Here is a 21848-nt window from a genome sequence, read left to right as displayed (position 1 = left end):
CATGAACAACAAACCACTTGTTTACTTTTTATGTACAGGAAACTCTTGCAGAAGCCAAATCGCCGATGGATTTTTAAAGGCACTTGGTAGTGACAAATATGAGGTGAGAAGTGCTGGATTAGAGGCACATGGCTTAAATCCTCGTGCGGTTCAAACGATGAAAGAAGCTGGAATCGATATTTCGAATCATACATCAGATGTAATTGATCCTGAGATGTTAAAACAAGCAGACTACATCATTACGCTTTGTGGTCATGCCAACGATAATTGTCCAGTTGTACGTAATGACAAAGCTGAAAGATGGCACTGGGGCTTCGATGATCCAGCCAAGGCGACAGGTACAGAGGAAGAAATCACAGCTACATTCGCTGAGGTCCGCGATTCAATTAAAGCTCGAATCGAGCAGTTCTTGAAAGAAGGTAAGTAAAATGGATCATGCCGAAAAGAAATACCATGCACTTATTGCCGATAAAATCTTTATGGGCGGAGCTGCCGACGTAGAGGCAATGGTTCTTAACGAAGGCATTGAGGTCGTGGTGGATCTTCGAGAAGAAGCAACAGAGTGCGCGTATCCAACAGATCAGGTGAAGTGGGTAAAGGTTCCGCTTGATGACGATACGAAAGAGCATGAAGCCAAGCTATTTAAACAAGCCATTGATGAGGTTGTTGGAGCGTATAATGCAGGCAAGAAAGTTGCCTTTCACTGTGGAGGAGGCAAGGGGAGAACGGGGACCGTTGCAGCCGGAACACTGTTAGAACTAAGGTTAGCTAGTACAATTGATGATGCTGAGGTACAGGCAAAGATCATCAGAAATATCATTAATATTAAGCCAATGCAAAAGGAAATATTAAAGAAATTATACTAAAACAAGGCTTTTAACCGTTAAGCTAACGGGAAACGTTAGTTGACTAAGCAATGGAGAACGTAAACTACACATAACGCAAGTTAGACGAAGCTTAAACTGCTTAAAAATGCCTGTGGCCAAGTGTAAAGATAAAACTAGCTTGTTTACCATTGTATATGAATTTAGGTATCGCTGACATAATTTTTATGGCAGAGCGTCATTTGCGCTTGAATATACATTGTGTTATCCTTCGGGTATAGAATTGTATCATATCCGTGATCTGGAAGAGTTTGCAATTTTAGATGAGGAAAATCAAGAACAGATTACCACATTAGATTATCTCTTGGGGGGGATTAAGATGAGTAAAACGAATGAGGAGTTTATTAAACAAAAGCAAGTTGATGACATCTCGAAAGTGAAACTCATGGCTCCTTCACTTGATGGTGGTCCTGATCGCGAAGTAACCGTTGTTTACCAGCGAAAGGCGAACTATGGTATGCCGTCATTCATCAAAGTTAAATAAAACATTTATAATAAAGCCAGCGCTTAAATGTTGGCTTTTTCCTGCATATACGATAAGTAATGAGAATGTATAAATCATGTTGATGGACCTTAATAATCCGTTTTTAGTATAGGAATCCTTTCGTTGAAAAGACGAACCCGTGAAAGATAATATTCACGCCTGCCGAATTTTCTTTTTAATAAATAGAGACAATCTCTTAATACGAGTCAGTTTGAAGAAGATAAACCTAAATTCGAAATCATTTTGAAGCAAGGAGACTAATGTCATGGGCAACCCTAACAAGGAAGGAGCTCGGGTCGTCGTTCAAGCAACTCTTGATATGGAGAACTGGAAGCACCCTCAAAATCAACACTAAAAAAATGTAATGCTCGATCGAGCAGAAGCGGGCTGGGCAGGGCTATCGTAGACAAGCCGATGCGGAAAGGCAGCAGCAGCGTTGAGAAATCATAACTACTAATTGCCTTAAATTCTCGCAGGACAAGAAAATTGTTCTATTCAAAGTCGCTAATATAGCGGCTTTTATTATTTAGATAGAGCTATTTAACTTGCAGAGATTGTGACGTTCATCCCTCTAGAAGAACCGTTACTGGAGGAAATGCCCGAGACAATCTTATTATTGCAACAAAGTTAGAACGAAATTCATATAGCTACCTAGCTCCGTTACTCCCATTAATGCACTAAAGGTCGCTGCACCTGCTACAGACTACGCTTATTGAATATCGCATTCTGCAATGTAAAATCTTCAAAGTAAATCTTGTACAACTACTTTATTTAATTTTTGATCGTGAACTGAGTGACTATACATCCCTAACAATGCCCCTTTATACACCTTATCTGAGAAAGAAAATATAAAAATTACTGTTGCGTGATTATCATAAAAAAACATTATAAATTGGTATATCGATAAAAGTGTATATATTATCCGTAAACGGATATAACTTTAGTAATAAAGTATTTGGGGAGGATGAAGGATGGATGATAGAGTTGTGGACCAGGAACAGTTCGCATTAGTCACAATGCAAGGAATTTGTTTCCGAGATCAATACTACTCTTGTCGAGAAGCCCTGAGGGAACGTTGGTACGAGAAAGCAATGATTAAGGGCTGGATTATAACAATCTATAAATACAATGAACACGATGAAAAACTGATTCTAAGACCTAGTCAAAACAAACCTGATATTATTTGTAATCGTATCAACGATGTAGAAATCAGTACTAAGAATAGGGATGCATACTTTAAAAAAATACAACAACTCAAGAGGATGCCACGGAGAAAAAGGCAGAGAAAGGATCGTAACAAGTTGTAGATGTTAGGAGAATGTAACCAACTTGCCCGACAGACAAGTTTTTACAAAAAGAGTTATAAATACTATTTATCTGTGATATGATGAGGAAAATATACACCATCTGAGGGACACATAACGTCAAGGTTATGTGTCTTTTCTTTAAGGAGAGTGTGAGAAATGTCAATTAATAAGACACACGTTAATCGATTGAAGGATGGACGAGGGCAAGGTAGAGGTGAACAGTATGTTCCGTTCATCCAAGCTAATGACAACAAAGTAGCTTCGAAGGGATGGCTTACCCGTACTTTAGGATGGCACTCTAATCGGATACATCACACACTCTCAAAATATGAATATCAATATCTAATTGTTCAGGATTGGTCTGATCAAGTTGTAGACATTAGAGAGCAATACCCTTTAACACCCATTGAAGCTACTCAGAAAATTGCAGCGAAGCTGAATATCAAACATCCTCAATATAAAGGAGAGGATGTAGTTATGTCTACTGACTTTATGCTTACTACGAAGAATATTCATGGTGAGCTTCAAGAACATCCACGTACCATCAAACCCATTCATAAATTGAGTAAACGTACCATAGAACTTTTTGAGATTGAACGTCAGTACTATAAAGAAATGAATCTGAACTGGAAAGTGGTTTATGAGGTTGGAAGGCCCATTTCGTTCATACAAAATATTGATTGGTTATATGATGCAAGAAGGCTGGACGGTAGGCCAGGTCTAGATATTGAAATGGTTAGCATGTTAGCAGAACCTCTATTAAATAAACTTCAAATTCTCAATCGGACAATGTCCATAAGCAAAAAGTGTCTTCATTGTGATAATCAACTAGGAATAGAACCAGGAACATCAATGTTTATGGTGAAGCACATGCTTGCCAATAAACATTGGACCACTTCAATAATGGAACCTATTCGAGAAAGTGCTCCTCTTCAAATTGAACGTTCAGTTAATCAATCAAAGGTGGAAGCCCTATGATTTATATTAATTCTGTCGTTGCTTTCCAAAAACATAATTCAAAGGATCAAGAAGGAGTATCGTTTGAGCGGATTCTATGGATTGCTCCTGATCGATCATACGTTGTTTTAGTAAACATTGATAATAAACGAAAATTACAACTACCTTATTTTCGTGATTATGAAGAATTACAGGATTTATTGGAGCTGGAGGACGCAAGTATTTCTGCTTATGAGCCAGATCTGTTGATGTTAAATCCTTCAAACGATTATTTAAACAAGTATGGTGTTAATAGAGATAAAAAATTCGCTTTAATTGAGTCTTTAGTGGGCAGAGAACCAGAAATTTATAGGAGTGAATCCCGGGGGGAATTAATTAGGGATAAAGCTGAGCAATCAGGAAAACCTCAAAAAACAATATATTATCTATTAAAACGGTATTGGTTTTATGGGAAATCGATTAATGGCTTGTTACATGATTATCACGATGTGGGTGTTACTGGAGATAGGCGGGAAATTGGGAGGAAGACAGGCCCAAAAACAGACGAAGCCAATAACTTTATTGTAACAGTGAAAGATAAAGAAATATTTAAGTCAGCTATAAAGAAATATCATACCGACTTAAAAATGAATCTAACTGCTACTCATAAGCATATGTGTGAGAATCATTATAATGAAGGGTATTATAGAAAACACAATGTGATGGTACCCATTGTAATTATGGCTAATTGTCCATCTCTCAGGCAATTCAGGTATTGGTATGCAAAGGAGTACAACAAAAAAGGTCGCTTAGCTGCTAAAATAGGGGATCTTAAAGCAGAAATGAATAATAGAGCTATACTGGGATCTCCAATGGAGAAAATTTATAATCCCGGGGAACTTTACGAAACGGACTCTACACCAGCTGATGTACTTTTACTTTCTTCTGATTATGGTACTGTCATTGGGAGACCTCATGTTTATTTTGTCAAAGACGTTATGAGTCGTTTTATTGTGGGCATGCATATTTCAAAAACGAATTCTTGGTCTGAAGCAATGGTAGCCTTGGAGAATGCTTCAACGGATAAGGTGGAATTTTGTGCTAAATATGGAGTAGTCATTAATGAAGAAGATTGGCCGTCCAAATATCTTCCTCAAAAGATAGTAGGGGATCGTGGAGAGATGAAGAGCAAAAACTCCAACAATTTAGTGAGTTTAAATGTTCGCTTGGCTAACCCTCCTTCTTACCGAGCAGATTTGAAGCCATACATCGAACAGCAGTTTAGAAGCTTTTGTGGACGTGTGAAAGAATTGATACCCGGAGCGGTTCATAAGGAACATCGTGAAAGAGGGGAACTTGATCCTTCCAAAAAGAGTGTTTATACTTTCGAGGTATTTACCAAGATCGTTATTTTATTTGTACTAGAGTATAATCGTAAAGCGCTTAGTGACGATTTTCTAGTAACCAGTGAAATGGCTAGAGATAATGTGAATTTAACACCAATTTCTATGTGGAATTGGGGAGCTAAGCGAAGCTTACTCCATGAAGAACCTCGAGAGCTGATTCGATATGTCCTCTTACCTAAAGAAGAGGGAGTTGTAACAAGACGAGGGATTAATGTAAATCAACTAAATTATGCATGTGAGCTTGGGGTTAAGGAAGGTTGGTTCGAAGATGAACTAATAGAGGGCGAACATAGAATTGAAGTTAGCTACGATCCTAGAAATTGCAGCAGTATTTTCGTTCGACTCAAAAATGGCTCTATTGTGCAATGCAGTCTAACGGCAAAATTTAAGGAATATGAAGGTCTGCATATTGATGATGTGAAATCTATACTAAGTTTCAAAAATAAAAAATTAAAATCTGCCAGAAATGAAAGATACCAGATTGAGTCGGAATTAGATGCCGTTGCAAAGTATGCGACTGAATTAGAAAGAAATACTATGAAGGAGAGGCAAAAAGGACTACCCAAATCCAATAAATTAAAAAATAAGCGAAGCATGAGGAAACTGGAGTCACGTATGAATGGAAGTTCGGATTCTTGGACTGCAAGGCGCCAAAAGGAGGAGCTAACTGTCAAGCATACTGAAACTCACCTCGTGTTACCAGATCCACCTTCGACTCCAACTTCAACTGTACCCGTTAATAAGATGCAGCTCTTCCTTCTGAGTAAAAGTAGAGAGAGGCGGACTACGAATGAACAATAAATCGGGTCATTATTTATATCTCAAGGGAAGACAAATTAAAGCAGAATACCATCCACAGATTATTGAAGCATATCAGAACAACCCCTTCATAGAAGCTATCCCTCCAAGAATATCACAAGATCAGCTCTATCAATTATTATATTCGGTGCCGCGATATACAGGCGATTTATCCCAACTTGATGATGAAGAACGTGTGGAACTTGTTCAACAGATTAAACCAAATTATTGGCAGCCGTTGGTATCCCATTTTGAAAGATATAGGAATCTATATACTATGATTAAGATTGGTTATCAATCCAGAAACCCTATGAGTCCCATCTATCAAAGAGAGTTATCCATTGGTTTAGATGAGATATTGTCGGCAGGAACCAATGCGTTTGGAGAAAATTTAGCGGGCAATATTCAAACGGCTCAGCAAATGGCTGATATAGGCTTAAGTGGAATGGGGAAATCAAAATCTTATGAGAGAGTACTAAGTCTAATTCCTCAAGTAATCCACCATACCAAATATAAATCAGATTATTTAGCCTGTAAGCAAGTCCTGTGGCTTCATATCGAATGCCCAAGCAATAAATCTGTAGGAGCACTTTGTCGCAATTTCTATTTTGCAGTAGATAAACTTTTAGGAACATCGTATTACGATGACCTGGCTGAGAAAGATGGTCGAGCTGAAATTCTCGCTAAAAGAATGTCAAAGGTGGCCGGACAAATTAATTTAGGTGTGCTGGTTATCGATGAGATCCAACGTATTCATAAGGGACACTCCGGTGGAGAAGATAAGATGATTGATTTCATTACCGAACTCACCAATTCTATTGGTATACCTATTGTTATGATTGGAACATTTAAAGCGTTATATCTATTTAAAAATTCGTTAGCTAACACAAGAAGAGGTATACCAGATGGTTATGCTGAGAACATTACCGATCGGATGAAAGATGGATTAGAGTGGGAATTGTTTATCCAAGGGCTATGGGATCTACAGTACACGAAAACGTTCACTCCTCTTACACCGGAGTTAAAAGCAGCGATGTACTACCATACATTAGGTATTCCTGATTTTGCAGTAAAGCTATTTATGCATATTCAGTGTCATTCAATCTTGTATGAAGAAAGAGAGTCAATCACTATGGAGATGCTCGAGAGGGTAGCAAGTAAGACTTTCAGGCTTGTTCAACCCATATTTGAACGCATACGAGGAGGAGAGGATATCGACCCGGCTGAGTATGAAGATTTGAAACCTGATTGGATTGCATTTAAGAAATATATTATGGATGCCCAGCATCGCATTACAATTGATGGCGAACTTTCAGAAGAACATAAGTTGATTTTAATACAGCATAATCGGAAAGCTTTAATAGAACAGTTGTGTGCTTTTGCCATGAAGATGGGCACTGCTTCTGAAAAAGCTTTGGTTTTTGCTGAACAAATTGAATTAGACAATAGAAATGTACATGTAGATATAGAGCTTCTCTATTCTTTAATCGCCGAGAAAGTTCTTGCAAATAAAGAATCAGCAACAGAAGTTCAAATTGAGCCTACTATACAGGAAAGATCTCGTAGAACCAGATCTAAAGCCAATAATCCTTTAGAACCTGACGACATACGGTTCATTTCTTATGAGGCCAATAAGCAAAAAATCACAACTGATGAGTCTCTTAGATTAGCTGGACTAGTTGCTGAATATGATGAGTTTGTATGAGGGGAGAGGGGATTCATGAAGAAAATTATATACTTTCCACCAACATATCCCGATGAGGATTTTCGTAGTATTGTTCACCGCTACTATTTAAGGTCAGCCAAATCATTTGAACTCAGTAAAGAAGAACTTTTAGGAAAAATAAAAAGAGGTCCAATCATATATCCCGAAAATCTGACTCGTATTTCAAATGATTTGGGTTTAATGAAAGATTTTGAGAATGAAATTATTGAGAATCATAGCTATTTTCCAATGATAAGACCTTTTCTTACAAAAGAAAGGCAAGCATATATTCTACAAGGGATGAGAGGGAACACGACTAGGAATCAGTTAAAGGCGCTATCGATGTATTCTTTTACTAGTTCAGAAGGCAGATACTGTCCTGATTGCATGATTGAAGATTACGATAAATATCGGACAGTATATCTACATCGCTTGCATCAGTTCTTATTCCTGAACCATTGCTTACTGCATGGAAAAGACCTGATTTCTTCATGTAATAAATGTGAAGAGCCCTTGATTAGAAAAGATGGAAGAGAAATGCCATATGATCTTTACTGCACCTACTGTAATCAAGATTTAACTGAGAGTAGAAATCCAAAAAAAAGGCCAACTGACCAAGCATTAATAGATGATCTGAACACCTTGTTAAAAGGAACTACTTTAGATATTGATTTTCTCCATGTCAAATTTATGATCTATATTGGTACACGTAACTTCATTCATTTTCGGGGAGGTCACATATACAAGAAAAAATTAATGCATCAATTCATCGAGTTTTATGGTGAAAAGTATTTAACTGAGTTTGGAATATTTACGGAAAACCTGATGAATGATAGGAGAACTAAATTATTCAATAAAGACTATATGGGAAGACATATAATTGTATACATCCTTTTAATGAGGTATTTATCTGGCTCTGTAAAATCCTTTTTAAGTCAGCACGAATGTTATTCAATAAAACTCCCCTTTGGTTTCGGTCCTTGGCCGTGTCTTAACCCTATATGCGTGCACTACAATAAAAATATAATTAGCAAAGTTAAACGTAAAGTTAATGAATACGTAACAGGGAGGTTCACTTGCCCGGATTGTGGAATGATCTATACTCGCAAAACAAGGCCAAATGAGGATAAGAATTCAGGTTACTCTATTGATACTTGGGGTCCATTGTTTAGGGGAAAGGTAATAGAATTGCATGAAATGGGCTTGAATCTAACGCAGATCAGTAAACAATTGCATTCTAATACAACTACAGTTCATAAATATTTGAGACCACATATAGGTCATCGAAGGAAACGAAGATATCCTAGAGGGATTGATGACGAGCGGGTGTTAGAAATAGGTTTTTTCCAGGCGGTAGTTGCTCAAGATGACAAAAAATCAATCTACAAGGAAACAATCCTAAATGCGATAAATACTTTGGGTAATGGTGCAACTAGACCTCAAATAAGAAAAAGCAGCCATCATAGATATAATTGGCTCATGAAGAGGGAAAGAGAATGGATGGAGAAACATCTTCCACCTATAAGGAAATCATCCAAAAATATTAATCGTAACACATTAGATGATGAAATGTATTCAGAGTTGAAAAAGGCTATTACGTCGGCTTATCAAAAAAATCCACATAAACGAATAGTGGGAGCAGTTATTCTTCAACAAGTTATAGCTTCTAAGCGTTATCTATACTATCGTCATAGATCAATTCTCCCGCGTAGTAGAGAACTTTTTGAATCAAATATTGAGACAGCAGATGATTATGTAATACGTACTATTGATCATTTTCTTGAACGGATACAAAAATCCCGATATAGGTCCCCAAGCATCATAACAATCGGGAGGTTGTTTCCTGTGGTTAAACAATGCTCGAAAGAAGTAAAAGAATGGTTTATTGACGAATTAGAAAAGAAAAATAGATAGATTTTAAGGAGGGAATTGAGATATGATAAATTTTCCAACTCCGTTTTTTGATGAATTGTTATATAGTGTACTTGCAAGGTACCATCATAGTTCTGGAAATGAAAGTGGTAAAAAGACATTAAGGGACTTATTTTCTTCATCTAATGTAGCTGCTATAACGGCTTATTCTGGTCATTTGTACAGGTTATACACTTTAATACCAGGGAAGGCTATCCCCATTTCTTATATATTAGAACATCATACTCTTATTCCGTATTACCGTCCTTTTATTCCAAAATATCGTTTTGAAAAAATACTACATAATTTAGTGCACACGAATTGTCAGTCAATTTATATGTGGATGGGGTTGCCTCCAAGTGGAGTGAAAATGCCCCGATTTCTTAGATACTGTATTCAATGTGTGCGAACCGATCGCCTAAAATCCGGTCTTGCTTATTGGCATCGTTCTCATCAATTGGCCGGCGTCTCCGTGTGTCCTGAGCATCAGTGCTATCTGTTGGAATCCCCAATCCTCTATGCACAAAAAGAAAAGAAACATATGTTTATTCCCCTTGAAGCTATACTTTCAGCAAGTTTTCCGGCCTCCCTTCAAGGGATCGATAAGGAGATTAATATAGCTCAGAAGGCTGTTGATTTACTAAATAGCAACTACGATTCACTGAATCTTAACGCAATCAGAGAGCAGTACTTCGACAAGCTTCAAAGTTTAGGATTTCTAACACCAGGAGGGAAAATCAAATTTAGAGAACTTATCCCTCGGTTCAATTCTTTTTATGGAACTACTCTACTTGAAGAATTCGGCTGTGTAGTCGATAAGAGGAGTGAAGACACTTGGCTCCACAAAATATTGAGAAAACCTCGTCACTCCGCTCATCCCCTAAGACATCTATTAGTGCAGTATTTCCTTAATCTAGATCTAAAGAGTATAGCTGTGAATAACCAGAAACATAACACAACAGCTTTTGGTCATGGACCTTGGCCGTGTCTAAACAAAGCATCAGCTCACTTTCAGGAGAAAGTAATTAAATCTGTCCGTGTGACAAGGTGTTCGTCAACCGCCAAACCTGTTGGTACATTCCAGTGTAGCTGCGGTTTTATCTACTCACGTAGAGGGCCGGATCAAACTGAAACTGATATTTATCGAGTTGGCAGAATTAAGCAGCTAGGTGCCGAATGGATGAAGAAGTTGAATGAATTATCTTTAAATCCTGCTTTGAGCTTACGAGAAAAGGCGAGAAGATTGGGGGTAGATCCCGGAACCGTCAAAAAATACTTGAATTATTCAGAGTCAGCTAAGGATTGTTCAAGTACTAATAGAAGTATTCGTCACAAACTTAAGCGTCAAAGGCAAAATTATAGTGATAAGAGAGTGCCATACCAGCGTGTAGATTGGAAAAGAAGAGATGAAATTTTAGCGCAGAATATTGAAAAAACAGCTACTACATTGAAATCAAATTACAAACGTCGGATATCGCGTTCAATAATATTACAAAAGCTTCATTGTACGACGATGATCCATACTAAACAAGAAAAATTACCCCTTAGCCGCGCGAAGCTTGAGAGGGTGGTTGAAACTACTGAACAGTATCATGAACGTAAGCGTTTGATGGGATAATATGAGTGTACAACAATCTAATTGAGTAGTGTACGTATTGTTTAGATTTGTTTTTTCAATTAAACTCAGATGGTAATGGCAACATTAGGAGTGAGTTAGGTGATATTCGAAATAACAGATGGTGTGATATAACAAATTAAAAAATGGGATTCATGTAAATCTATTAATGTTTCAGGGGCGAAGTTCTCCTACACTTTATTCCCACAGCCATTGGTCTTGTAATTCAAGTAGATGCGATGTTTGTAAGAGAAAATTAAAGATTTATGATGTTGATTAAATCAAATCATCCTGGATACATTTCAAAAGGAGAACTGGCTGATGATAAAGTTTGTAATGATCAATAAGAAAAACAGTAGTATTTTTGACTTCCATTCCTATACAGAAGGAATTATGGAAAAGGTAAAGTCGGATCTGAATTCTAACAGTTTAGAGTTCTATTCAAACAAGGAAACAATACGTAAGTGTACCTTTGAATATAAGCAAACAGATTTTCTTGTAACCTTTACAGTTGCAGCAACTCATGAAACAGTTCAACTTAAGGTAGATGTTGTTCTTCCTTCTAATGATTCATCGAATTTGGAGTTACATGATTTAAAAATAAAAATTAAAGATTCAATGATTGCTGATTGGGAGCAGTGTGTTTGGTTAGAGGACACTCAATCTGAACTTTTTGCTGAAGAGTTGTATAAGAAAGTACATAGTGTAGAAAATTCTTTAAGAAGACTGATCAACAGCATAATGTTTTTTAAGCTTGGGGGGGACTGGTGGGATAGATATATGCCCTACGATTTGATCAATAAGTATAACCAAAGAAGTGATCAATATAGACGACGCACTCCTAGTTTTGACAATATACATACTAATCTGATGTCTATTGATACAGGTGATTTAATTCGAATCCTGAATTATAAAACATATAAGTTGAAGAGGAATAACATTTTTCGCGAACCTGATGAAATTGAAATGAATCTGTTTGAGGGTTTTGCTGAGCCACTAAATGCTTTAACCAGAGACGAAAAAGAGAAGCTTTTCCTTTTCCAAGGCATCATGAATAGTATCTTCTTTAACACTAAATCAATCGAAAAGTTACACCCTAATCTATTAGAAAAATTAGAAGAACAAATGGAAGTGGATAAAGATTTTTGGGAAGATTATTTCCCTCCTTGGTTTTCCTGTGACTCCAGAAAATTTAGTGGCCTTTGGTCTGAGTTTACTACAGACCGAAATCATGTTGCTCATAATAAACTGATAGATTTAAAATTGAGGGATAAGTTCAATAAAAGCATGAGTGAACTCCAAAAATTGATTACAGAAGCCGAAAAGAAATTTGAAAAATATACGGAAACGGAAGTTGCAAGTTACTTGGAAGAAACAAGGTTTGAGGCTGAAGTAAGAGAAAGGCAACAAGCTGATGACTGGAAAGATTATATCGAAGAAGCAACTGGTATTCGTATTCTTGAGGAGAGTGACATTATAGAAGAATTCCAAGAAAACTTGACTGCCAGTTTTGATAACTTAAAAGATATGTTTTACTATCGCTCGGACTTAGAATTTTTATATAATGAACCTACTCTCAATGAAGAGTCCATTATATATACAATTGAGCACAATGTAACAAGAGATGATATACAAGTGTTTGTCTTACCCGATATCGATTCTTCTGCAGGCGCTACAAGTACAGTAACATTGCGAGTAATAACAAAAGATAAAGAGGAAATGTTTGATATATATTATACGAATGGAGAAGCGGAGTATAACGAAGAGCAAACAAATTATATGCCCTTAGTTCATGATCACTGGGAGGTCACATCTGGATTATCTAAAATGGAAAAGTTCATATCATCTTTGGTATCTTCAGATTTTCCGGAAATCACAGAGGATGAGATTGCTAGTGTAGCTTGTCGTCATTGTGGATCCTATTCGGTATATTATCTAAGCGATGAAGAGTCAGACGGAGAGAGTACTTTAAGATATAGCATGGGAGAATGTCTTAATTGTGGAAAAGTAAATACATTAGGGTTTTGTCTTAGATGCGATAAAACTCTAAACCAAGAAGAGGACGGACTTTGTGATAGTTGTGAAGCTTACATTGATGCGCAATGAAGTGGTGAAATAAAAAAACTTACTTGTGCTTAAATAGGCTACCAACTATAATGTCACGCAACATGAGCTGAAAGTTGCAAAACCGGATTTATATTGAAAATTTCAACATAGAGAAAGGGAACCTGAGACATTAAGTTGGGCTCCTTTTTTTGAATTTATGCCTTAGTGAGTATAAAAGTAAGGATTCATAGAGAGATAAAGTATCGTAATGAACATCCCAGAAAGCTGTAAAACATTTCTTTTTTAGTGGGGTAACAATAATGGGAATTATTTATCAACTACTTAGTGAATCAAAAGAGAAATAAGTACATTAGAAGAATCAATTTTCAATTTTTCAATATACCCTATAGTTGGTATTATATGAGAGATTTTGTGAATAAAGTAGGGTTTTCTTGCATGATATTGAATTTTTACAGTTATCAAGTAAACATAAAGTTGTTGTACATAGAGTTAGGGTGAGGTGGCTATGGATAAGATTGCTGAGTTAATTGAATCAGGGTATGAGTGCGAATTTCTGGACTTTAAAGAGAGACAATACCATAAAGACAAAAGTATGGATTTACTCATGGATATAATGGCAATGGCCAATTCTCGGCATAATGGAGATAAATTCATTATTATTGGAGTCAAGGATCGACCAGAAGGCAAGGAGATAAAAGGAATTGATCCAAAAGAATTTATAGACTCATCTAATTATGTGCAGTTGGTCTTAAATAATATCGAACCCGAGATACAGTTTGATTATTTCAAATACGAATATAAGGGTCTAGTGTTAGGTATTTTTAAAATTTACGAAACAGACAATAAGCCATATATGATGAGAAAGAATTTCAGTGGATTGAAAGAAGGATTATGCTTAATTCGTAAAGGAAGTATGAACACAATAGCCAAACGAAGTGACTTAGACTATATGTATTTAAACAAAGGACAATTTGAAATGAGTTTTCTTGAACAGACACTAAACGCCGTACACGATACAGAGGGTTGTGCTTCTATAGAAGTTGTATTAACAAATACAACAGAATTGCCTATTACAATAATTGGTGGCACCTTATATGTCCGCAATGATCAAGGAAAAGAACTTTCAAGGCATCACGTATATGGGCTGGATAAATTTATAGGTGCAGATTTCAAATTAGTGTTACCACCAAAAACCCAAAAAGTTGGACAATTAATGGTTGGCTTTGAATCATCAGACCCATTCAGACTAAATATTGATGAACACGGAATATGTGCTGAGGAATACGTATTTGAGCTTCTGTTAGTGGATACACGAGAGAAAAAATATTCTGCAAATATTAAGAATGCGAGAATTTTTGCAATCGGTGACTTTCTTTGGAAGGTAAAACGGCAGAAGGGGATCCCGCATAAGTTACGGACGCATTAGATGAAGAAAAACCATTTAGTTCGGGGGAATAATTGATGGAGAACGAACTTGTTAGATATTCAAGAGCTGGTGACGTTTTTCACTACCGTTGGGCAGCCCGTCGGTGTTTACGTTTAATCTCGCCTAAATCTCGAATCAATCAAATTGTGGTGGAGGGTTCTAAAGAGAGTAAACTTGCAGGAGAATATGTAATTGATATCGCCGAATATTCTGATTCATTAACTAGACAGGGAGTTCAAAATGTAGCGTATTTTCAATTGAAACATACTACTGTTCATAAAAACAACCCATTTGATCTAAGCGATCTCAGAGAAACATTTGAAGGCTTTTCAAAACGATATAACGAGCTCATTAATGCATCAAATGAGATCGATAGTTTAATATTTTCTATTGTCACAAATAGACCAATTAATCGAAACCTTAAAGAGAATATAGAGAAGATATCTACTGCTGCAAAAGCTAATTTAAAGTATAAAAATACATTATTAAAATATACTCAGTTATCTGATGAAGACCTGAGAAAGTTTTGTGCATGTATAAAATTCGAAGACGGTGAAGGAGACTATAACGCACAGAAGTATAGGCTTCATGTAGAAATATCTCAGTTGGTGGCCGGAAACATCGATAACCCTGAAATAGAAAGCATTACTGGATTAGTTCGCGACAAGGCTTTGCCTGATTCCGATGGTGTAATTGTTCGTGAAGAAATACTTGAGAAATTTAAAGTTACATCCGAACGTGATCTCTTTCCTGCTCCACCTGAGTTTGAAATTCTTGAAACTCTTGTGCTTAGAGAGCAGCATAATGACTTGTTGAAAACAATTTTAGCATCATCAGCTCCGCTAATCATACATGCTCCTGGAGGAGTAGGAAAAACGGTTTTTGCTCGTCAAATAGCCCGATCATTACCTGTTGGATCTTTCGGTGTTGTATATGATTGCTTTGGTGGTGGACGTTATCGTAATCGGAGCGAAGTGAGGCATCATCATAGCCAAGCATTTGTTCAAATTGTTAATGAATTGGCTGTACAAGGTCTTTGCGATCCACTTATAGTGAATTCCGGTGCATCTGAAACAGATATATTGAGGAAGTTCCTCGATAGAATTGAAACTGCAGTTATTGCTATGAAGAAATCAGATAGCAAGGCAGTACTGGTGTTCCTATTAGATGCAGCCGATAATGCTGAAATGGCTGCGGCAGAATTTAATGATAACTGCTTTGCTCATGAACTTCTCCGTGAACGCATAATAGAAGGAGTTAAAATAGTTGCCCTTTGTAGAACTGAGCGCATACATTTACTCCAGCCGCCTAGTAACATCATAAGCCTTGAGTTGAAGCCATTTTCGGAGAAAGAGTCTTTTGATTATTTAAGGTACTATCATCCCCAAGCATCTATTGAAGATGGATTGGAATTTCATAGGCTTACTAGTGGCAATCCACGTGTACAGTCAAATGCCTTAAGTTTAAATGGTAGTACGCTTACTGAAGTATTCACCAGTCTTGGAAAAATGGGATCCACTGTCGATGAACAAATTGAAGGACAATTAATGTCAGCAATCGATTCAATAAGAGATAAACTTCATGATAACTACAGAAAACAAATCGATTCCATATGTATTGGTCTTGCGACACTACCTCCCTTTATTCCTCTGAAGGTGCTATCTAGTGCAGCTGATGTTGAGGAATCTACTATAAGAAGTTTTGTTGCAGATATAGGACGTCCCTTATGGCTTTCTGATTCCTCAGTTCAGTTTAGAGATGAGCCTACGGAAACTTGGTTTAGGGAAACTTATGCAGCATCGAAGGAACAAATAGAGTTTTTAATTGAACAAATTAAACCATTTGCTAACGAGTATTCATATGTCGCTTCTGCTATGCCTTCTCTATTATTACAAGCAGGGAAGAACACCGATCTTGTTGAATTAGCTTTATCCGATAAATATCTTCCCGATAATCCCATTGATAAGCGAAATATTCGAGTATTTCGTCTTCAATTTGCATTTAAGGCTTCGTTGAAACAAGAAAGTTTTATTGAGGCAATAAAATTAGCTTTACGAGCAGGTGAAGAAGCAGCCGGTGATAAACGACAGTTCGAACTTCTTGTAAGCAATATTGATCTGATTGCGCCTTTACAAGATGAACAACGTGTACAGGAATTTGCTTTTCGTCGTTTGTTTAGTGGTTCTTGGAGAGGATCAGAGAATGTTTACTCAGCAGCGTTGTTATCAACAGTCAAGAATTTTAGAGGGGAAGCCAGAAGCTTTCTTAGGGCTGCTGAGAACTGGTTGAGTCTATACTTCAAGGATAGAGATAAGAAAAAAGAAGAAGATATTCCATTTCATCATGAAAAACTAAAAAATGAAGAAATTATGGAACTCGTGTACGCACATTTTAATTTACATGGGGTAGAGAGGGCCTTCAAATTTCTTATGAGTTGGCGACCGAAGAAGGTTATCTATCATGTTTCTAGGCAACTATTTAAACGGCTCATGGACCTAGGGGAACTATCTGCTGCAATGCAGTTTGCAAAACTTGGTTCACGTAATCAGTATTTAATAATTGCTTTTGTGCATGAGTCCTTAGATATCGGACATATTCCCAATTCTGATGTACTCTGCTCTTGCCTTGATTTACTCACTACAAAACGGGCTAGAATTTCAAAAATACAAAATACCTTTCAAGACACGACACTTCAATCTCTTATCTCATTTCTTGAATCTTGCGCAGCAAACAAATTACCGAAGGGGAAAATCATCAGGGTTCTGAATCATTATTTCCCTCAAAGTGCCTCACGGTCTATTACAAGCGATTACGATAATAAAGATCGTGCAATTTTTATGCGTGCCTTGGCATTAAAAAAAGTATTACTTTCAGATCTCGAATTTGATATTAATGAATTGCTTCCAAAGGATCTACAACAGAATAGAAAATATAAGGATGAACAAGAGATAAGGGAAATAAAAGAGGTGATTGGAGGATTATTACCTTGGTATGTGCTGCGGATACGCTGTTTAGCCGGGGACATTCTTGATTTTGATAATGAAGTAGGGGAAGTGAAAAAAAAATCAGGATCAGCAACATCAATTCGATATAGAGAGTATGATAGTTTACCAACGGAAATAGCTAGAATATGTTGTGACATCCTGATGTTTCATGAATTTTTCGGACAAATGTCAATCAAGACTTTTTATGAAAAATATATAAAGAGTAACGGAATGTTTCTTTCTGATCATCTGAAATTAGTTCGTTCTGCTTTCCGATTAAGCCACTTAGCAGAACAGAAGCGAGATTTTGAACAATATGCTTATGACTTAATCTGTTCTGCTACTGACATTGGCTCAGAAGAAAGGGCAAACTGTTACATTGATCTTGCACGATCATTGATTAATGTAAATCGTGATGATGCTGCTGTTTACTTCAATTTTGCCATCGATGCTGTTTCAAAATTTGGCGATGAAATTGTTGAGAGATGGGAAGCAGTTGTTTCCCTAGCTAATCAAAGAGAAGTAGATGAATTTGCACCTTCCGACTTAGCTTACAGATTTATACGTTGTGCTGAGCTGATCGGAGAAAATGTAGCTCGCGAAAAGTATTGGGACAGGGATGAGGCTGTTAGAACTTGTATTCGATTGTCTCCGGTAACTGGAATCGCTGCACTAAGCAGATGGCGGGACCGGGAAATTGGTCGATTTAATCTTCAACTAATTGCATTTTCTGAGGAAGTTGTAAAAAGAGGCTACGTTGCGCCAACGGTAGCATGGTCTCTTTCTGCATTTATGACGGAGTTTGAAATAGGGGATTTCTCAAGACTATGTATAGAGAATGAAACATCGCATGATAATCGGAAGTGTATTTTTGAATCAGCCATTAGAGAACTTAGGATAAACGGAGTTGGAGGGGGAGTTTGGGAAAAAATTGCTGAAACGGCTAAAAAGCACTCTTTACAAAGTAGTCTATTGGATGAAGTTATTGCTTATAATCGCGATATTCTGGATGAAGAGAATATTCTTAACCAAGAAAGTACTTTCTCGCTTCATGTACAGTCGGAAGAGAGTGCGATTGATTGGAACGATCTGCTGCATGATTTGGATTTGGTTTCAACTAATGGATTAAGACAAGCTATCCAACGCTATGATAGACTTCCTCAGACTGTGCGAAACAGCGAGTCCTTATGGCGTGAAGTATACAATCGAATTTCCGATAGTGAAGCGAAGAAATTTTTGTATGAGCTTATTAGAGTAGATGAAGCCGATTTTTATGATATACAGAATGCGCTTTTGTTAATGCCGGAAGAGTGGCAACGCAAAATGAGCATTAAGATTGAGTGGCCCCAAATCATGCAATTCGTAGGGAAACGATTTGCTACGTCTCTGCTGGAAAGGGGATCAATCTCTTTTTTCACTAGGCAACTTCATTTAGGAACGGACAATATACCTTTTATTCAAAAAGGAATAATCGAAGGATTAGCAACCCATGGAGAGTTGGTTCATGCATCTACATTTTTTGGCTTTGTAACTATTGCTTCGAAACATATCTCAACACAGGAATCAACTGATTTACTTGACTTCGCATTATCAAGATTTGAACTCCATATTGATCCTGATTTCGCTGATGGATCGTGGCCACAATCGCTTGTACCGTCAGTTCAAATGGATAGTGCGTTTGCAGGTTTTGTTTGGTCGGCTCTAGGTTCTCCAAAATCTTCAACACGCTGGTGTGCTGTTCATTGTGTCCGGAGACTTGCAGAAGCTCAATGCACTGAAGAAATCGATGCATTAATAGAGTGGTTAGAAAGGGATAATGTTGATTTATTTGGGGCGACTAAATTTCCTTTCTATAACTTACATGCTAGACTATATTTGTTCATTTCACTTGCTAGAGTATCCATTGATAACCCGCAAATTTTACTACGTCATAGTGATGTTTTCTATAAATTTGCCTTAGAATATTCACCTCATATGCTTATTCAAAAATATTCAACTGATATTGCTCTCAATATCGAGAAGGTTTATTCAGGGACTTACACGAGAAGAATAATTGAATCACTTAAGAGAGTAGGGGAAAGTCAATTTGCTCGAGTTAAATTAGAGGACAGTCGGGACACAAGAGATAGTTATTGGCATGCTAACAAGACGATTGATAAAAGTTTGAATTTTCATCATGGTTATGATTTTGATAGCTACTGGTTTAAACCATTAGGGAGAGTATTCGGTATTTCTAGTGAGCAAGTGAAGGATCTTGTTACCGATGTTGTTATTAATGAATGGAAAATAGAACATGATGGAGGGTATAAAAATGATCCACGCCACTCTTTATGGAGATCGTCGAGCGAACAACAACAAACTTATCATGGTCATGGAAGTTACCCTAGAATAGACAATTATGACTTTTATCTATCATATCATGCCATGCTTGTCGTAGCTTCAAAGCTGCTGGAGAAGATGCCCGTTGTTTACATCTCGGATTGGTATGAAGATGAGTGGTATGAGTGGTTACACAGACACTTATTAACTCGAAGTGATGGTTATTGGCTATATGACCGTAGAGATCCTATTCCTTTGTCTAGAAGGGAATGGATTAATGAATCGAGAAAGCCTGAATGGCGTGAAGAAATATCGAATGATGATTTTCTTGATGGTTTATTGGTTGAAAGAAACGGAGAATTATGGCTGAACGTGTTCGGATCATGGGAGGATGGAGATAGTGAAAGAGCAGAAAGTTTCTATATTACAAGTTCTTTAGTATCATCGGCCACTGCTCAATCTCTTTTGCATGCACTGAGCACATGTTCAAATCCTCATGATTTTAAGTTACCTTTTTACGAAGAAGATGAAATGGAAATAGACTTGGATACATTTAAACTTAAAGGTTGGGTATATCAAGAAGAAGCATATAAGTATTTAGATGAATTTGATCCACATTCTGCTAAAGTAGATTACCCACCATATAAAATAGGGAACTCAATCACTGAGAAAATGAAGATTTCCTCTGATTATGAGAAGAGGGAATGGACTTTGGCTGATGAGAGTAAAGCATCAATACTTTGCGAAATTTGGGTGCCTATTTATGATAGTCATGAAGAAGAGGAAATACGTTGTGGTAATCGACTAACTGCATCGCTCTCATTTCTAAAAAGACTTTGTACTGAATTCCAGTGTGAATTGATTATTGAAGTTCAAATTAGAAGAAGATTTAGACAGAAATCATACATGAGAGGGAGTGAGTCGAATGAGTATAAGCCACCGTTTAGCAAATTATTTATCTTCTCAGCTGATGGAAGACTCAGAGATACAGAAACGTACTATGAACTTAGGCAAAGCTCTAGTCAAAGAGCTTGATTTGGATCCTGGTGTAGATACCACTGCTCGTTGGATGGCGCACTATATCGCGGAACAAATTGAAATCGCCGAACACAGTTCAGGTATTCAGAAGCAAGAGGCAGAAGAACGTTGCTTTGAAACGATTTTAAAATTGTGGAACCATAGATCAGCTTTCCCTAGGGGCTCAAGGCCGTTTGAAAGTTTTGAGCCTATACTCCGAACACTAGCACGACTTGATCCTGAAAATGACCGTCATTTCTTCTTTGAAAATAGAAGGGATACAACAGACAACGTACCGGAAGAAGTTCAGAAGTGGCTGGATATTGCCGATGGAATTGATGAAGCAACGCGAGTGTGGCTAAAATATGTTTTTGAACAATCTGCCGTAGCTGCAACTGATGATTCTACAATTGAATGGTTAGAAAACTCAGCAGCACTTCAGGAAGGAGACAGCTTCTCTGTAATCTTTCAAGAATTGTATAGTGATGTTGAAGATATTTGGGGAGAAGGGCAAAAAGAAAATGAAAGGAAGCGAAAGATTATAGAATCCAGGATTAGGAAACTAGAGTCTTTTTCAAAGTTGAACGAATTGCTATTGGGTGAGTATAGGAATGAACTAAAGAGAATAAGTAAGGATACATCGAGTAGGTAATATCAGTAAATTATCAGTAGATTAAAAGTTATGTAAATAATTTTACATTGGTAACGAATAAGGATGTCCTTTAAGTATCGGTTACTGAAGAATCGGATTAAATGTTGTTTTCGTAACATGAGTGATGAATATGTCGTTTTTCAATGAAGCACTGAATTTAGTGTATTTATTTAATTCGAAAAAAATGTATTATTATGGGTTTACTAACTATAATGTAACTTTTAATTATGGAATAATTTCATTTACCAATTATAATGTCAATTGAATTTATGTCAGAATGCTGAAAAAGCTTGATAATACACGTTTTTTCATTTACCAACTATAACGTCACTGAACA

General features: G+C 36.9%; 13 protein-coding genes. All 13 read left to right on the top strand.

Features of this window, described 5'->3' with window-relative positions; genetic code table 11:
• Window position 1: 1 nt before the first annotated feature.
• Window positions 2-427 carry an arsenate reductase (thioredoxin) gene (arsC, locus tag HP552_RS03385; RefSeq protein ID WP_175394236.1) on the top strand — a complete coding sequence of 142 codons (426 nt, stop codon included), beginning with the start codon at window positions 2-4 and terminating at the stop codon, window positions 425-427.
• A 1-nt stretch (window position 428) separates the two neighbouring features.
• On the top strand, window positions 429-866 hold the full coding sequence (locus HP552_RS03380) for a protein-tyrosine phosphatase family protein (protein ID WP_175394235.1): 438 nt from the start codon (window positions 429-431) through the stop codon (window positions 864-866).
• Window positions 867-1203: 337 nt separating this feature from the next.
• The gene (locus HP552_RS03375; RefSeq protein WP_175394234.1) at window positions 1204-1368 is read left to right on the top strand and encodes a hypothetical protein; all 165 of its coding nucleotides are present in this window, start codon (window positions 1204-1206) and stop codon (window positions 1366-1368) included.
• Between the two features lie 971 nt (window positions 1369-2339).
• Complete coding sequence (locus tag HP552_RS03370) at window positions 2340-2675, top strand: hypothetical protein (protein WP_175394233.1); 336 nt, start codon at window positions 2340-2342, stop codon at window positions 2673-2675.
• Between the two features lie 156 nt (window positions 2676-2831).
• Window positions 2832-3653, top strand: coding sequence for a TnsA endonuclease N-terminal domain-containing protein (locus tag HP552_RS03365; RefSeq protein ID WP_175394232.1), 822 nt, complete (start codon window positions 2832-2834; stop codon window positions 3651-3653).
• Window positions 3650-5818 carry a TnsB C-terminal domain-containing protein gene (locus tag HP552_RS03360; protein WP_175394231.1) on the top strand — a complete coding sequence of 723 codons (2169 nt, stop codon included), beginning with the start codon at window positions 3650-3652 and terminating at the stop codon, window positions 5816-5818. The genes HP552_RS03365 and HP552_RS03360 overlap by 4 nt, the downstream gene beginning before the upstream one ends.
• On the top strand, window positions 5808-7520 hold the full coding sequence (locus HP552_RS03355) for an ATP-binding protein (protein ID WP_175394230.1): 1713 nt from the start codon (window positions 5808-5810) through the stop codon (window positions 7518-7520). Before HP552_RS03360 ends, HP552_RS03355 begins: the two co-directional genes overlap by 11 nt.
• A 15-nt stretch (window positions 7521-7535) precedes the next feature.
• Entirely contained in the window at window positions 7536-9434 is a 1899-nt protein-coding gene (locus HP552_RS03350; protein ID WP_175394229.1) for a TnsD family Tn7-like transposition protein, read from the top strand.
• 22 nt (window positions 9435-9456) lie between these two features.
• Window positions 9457-11049, top strand: coding sequence for a TnsD family Tn7-like transposition protein (locus HP552_RS03345; protein WP_175394228.1), 1593 nt, complete (start codon window positions 9457-9459; stop codon window positions 11047-11049).
• A 318-nt stretch (window positions 11050-11367) separates the two neighbouring features.
• Complete coding sequence (locus tag HP552_RS03340) at window positions 11368-13152, top strand: hypothetical protein (protein WP_175394227.1); 1785 nt, start codon at window positions 11368-11370, stop codon at window positions 13150-13152.
• A gap of 466 nt (window positions 13153-13618) precedes the next feature.
• Window positions 13619-14539, top strand: a complete 921-nt coding sequence (locus tag HP552_RS03335) for an AlbA family DNA-binding domain-containing protein (RefSeq protein ID WP_175394226.1) — start codon at window positions 13619-13621, stop codon at window positions 14537-14539.
• Between the two features lie 35 nt (window positions 14540-14574).
• Window positions 14575-20877: an ATP-binding protein gene (locus HP552_RS03330; RefSeq protein ID WP_175394225.1), complete on the top strand. Its 6303-nt coding sequence runs from the start codon at window positions 14575-14577 to the stop codon at window positions 20875-20877.
• Window positions 20768-21511 (top strand): hypothetical protein, encoded by a 744-nt coding sequence (locus tag HP552_RS03325; protein ID WP_175394224.1) that lies wholly within the window; start codon window positions 20768-20770, stop codon window positions 21509-21511. The genes HP552_RS03330 and HP552_RS03325 overlap by 110 nt, the downstream gene beginning before the upstream one ends.
• Window positions 21512-21848 lie beyond the last annotated feature (337 nt).

Origin of the sequence: Paenibacillus xylanilyticus, assembly GCF_013359935.1 — a bacterium.
Lineage (GTDB): Bacteria > Bacillota > Bacilli > Paenibacillales > Paenibacillaceae > Paenibacillus > Paenibacillus xylanilyticus.
The sequence above is the reverse complement of the archived record's forward strand: the minus strand, read 5'-3'. Positions and strand labels throughout refer to the sequence as shown.

Excerpts from the sequence above, each read along its gene's own strand:
- arsC (WP_175394236.1), top strand. The coding sequence starts at position 2 with ATGAACAACAAACCACTTGTTTACTTTTTATGTACAGGAAACTCTTGC.
- HP552_RS03380 (WP_175394235.1), top strand. The coding sequence starts at position 429 with ATGGATCATGCCGAAAAGAAATACCATGCACTTATTGCCGATAAAATC.
- HP552_RS03375 (WP_175394234.1), top strand. The coding sequence starts at position 1,204 with ATGAGTAAAACGAATGAGGAGTTTATTAAACAAAAGCAAGTTGATGAC.
- HP552_RS03370 (WP_175394233.1), top strand. The coding sequence starts at position 2,340 with ATGGATGATAGAGTTGTGGACCAGGAACAGTTCGCATTAGTCACAATG.
- HP552_RS03365 (WP_175394232.1), top strand. The coding sequence starts at position 2,832 with ATGTCAATTAATAAGACACACGTTAATCGATTGAAGGATGGACGAGGG.
- HP552_RS03360 (WP_175394231.1), top strand. The coding sequence starts at position 3,650 with ATGATTTATATTAATTCTGTCGTTGCTTTCCAAAAACATAATTCAAAG.
- HP552_RS03355 (WP_175394230.1), top strand. The coding sequence starts at position 5,808 with ATGAACAATAAATCGGGTCATTATTTATATCTCAAGGGAAGACAAATT.
- HP552_RS03350 (WP_175394229.1), top strand. The coding sequence starts at position 7,536 with ATGAAGAAAATTATATACTTTCCACCAACATATCCCGATGAGGATTTT.
- HP552_RS03345 (WP_175394228.1), top strand. The coding sequence starts at position 9,457 with ATGATAAATTTTCCAACTCCGTTTTTTGATGAATTGTTATATAGTGTA.
- HP552_RS03340 (WP_175394227.1), top strand. The coding sequence starts at position 11,368 with ATGATAAAGTTTGTAATGATCAATAAGAAAAACAGTAGTATTTTTGAC.
- HP552_RS03335 (WP_175394226.1), top strand. The coding sequence starts at position 13,619 with ATGGATAAGATTGCTGAGTTAATTGAATCAGGGTATGAGTGCGAATTT.
- HP552_RS03330 (WP_175394225.1), top strand. The coding sequence starts at position 14,575 with ATGGAGAACGAACTTGTTAGATATTCAAGAGCTGGTGACGTTTTTCAC.
- HP552_RS03325 (WP_175394224.1), top strand. The coding sequence starts at position 20,768 with ATGAGTATAAGCCACCGTTTAGCAAATTATTTATCTTCTCAGCTGATG.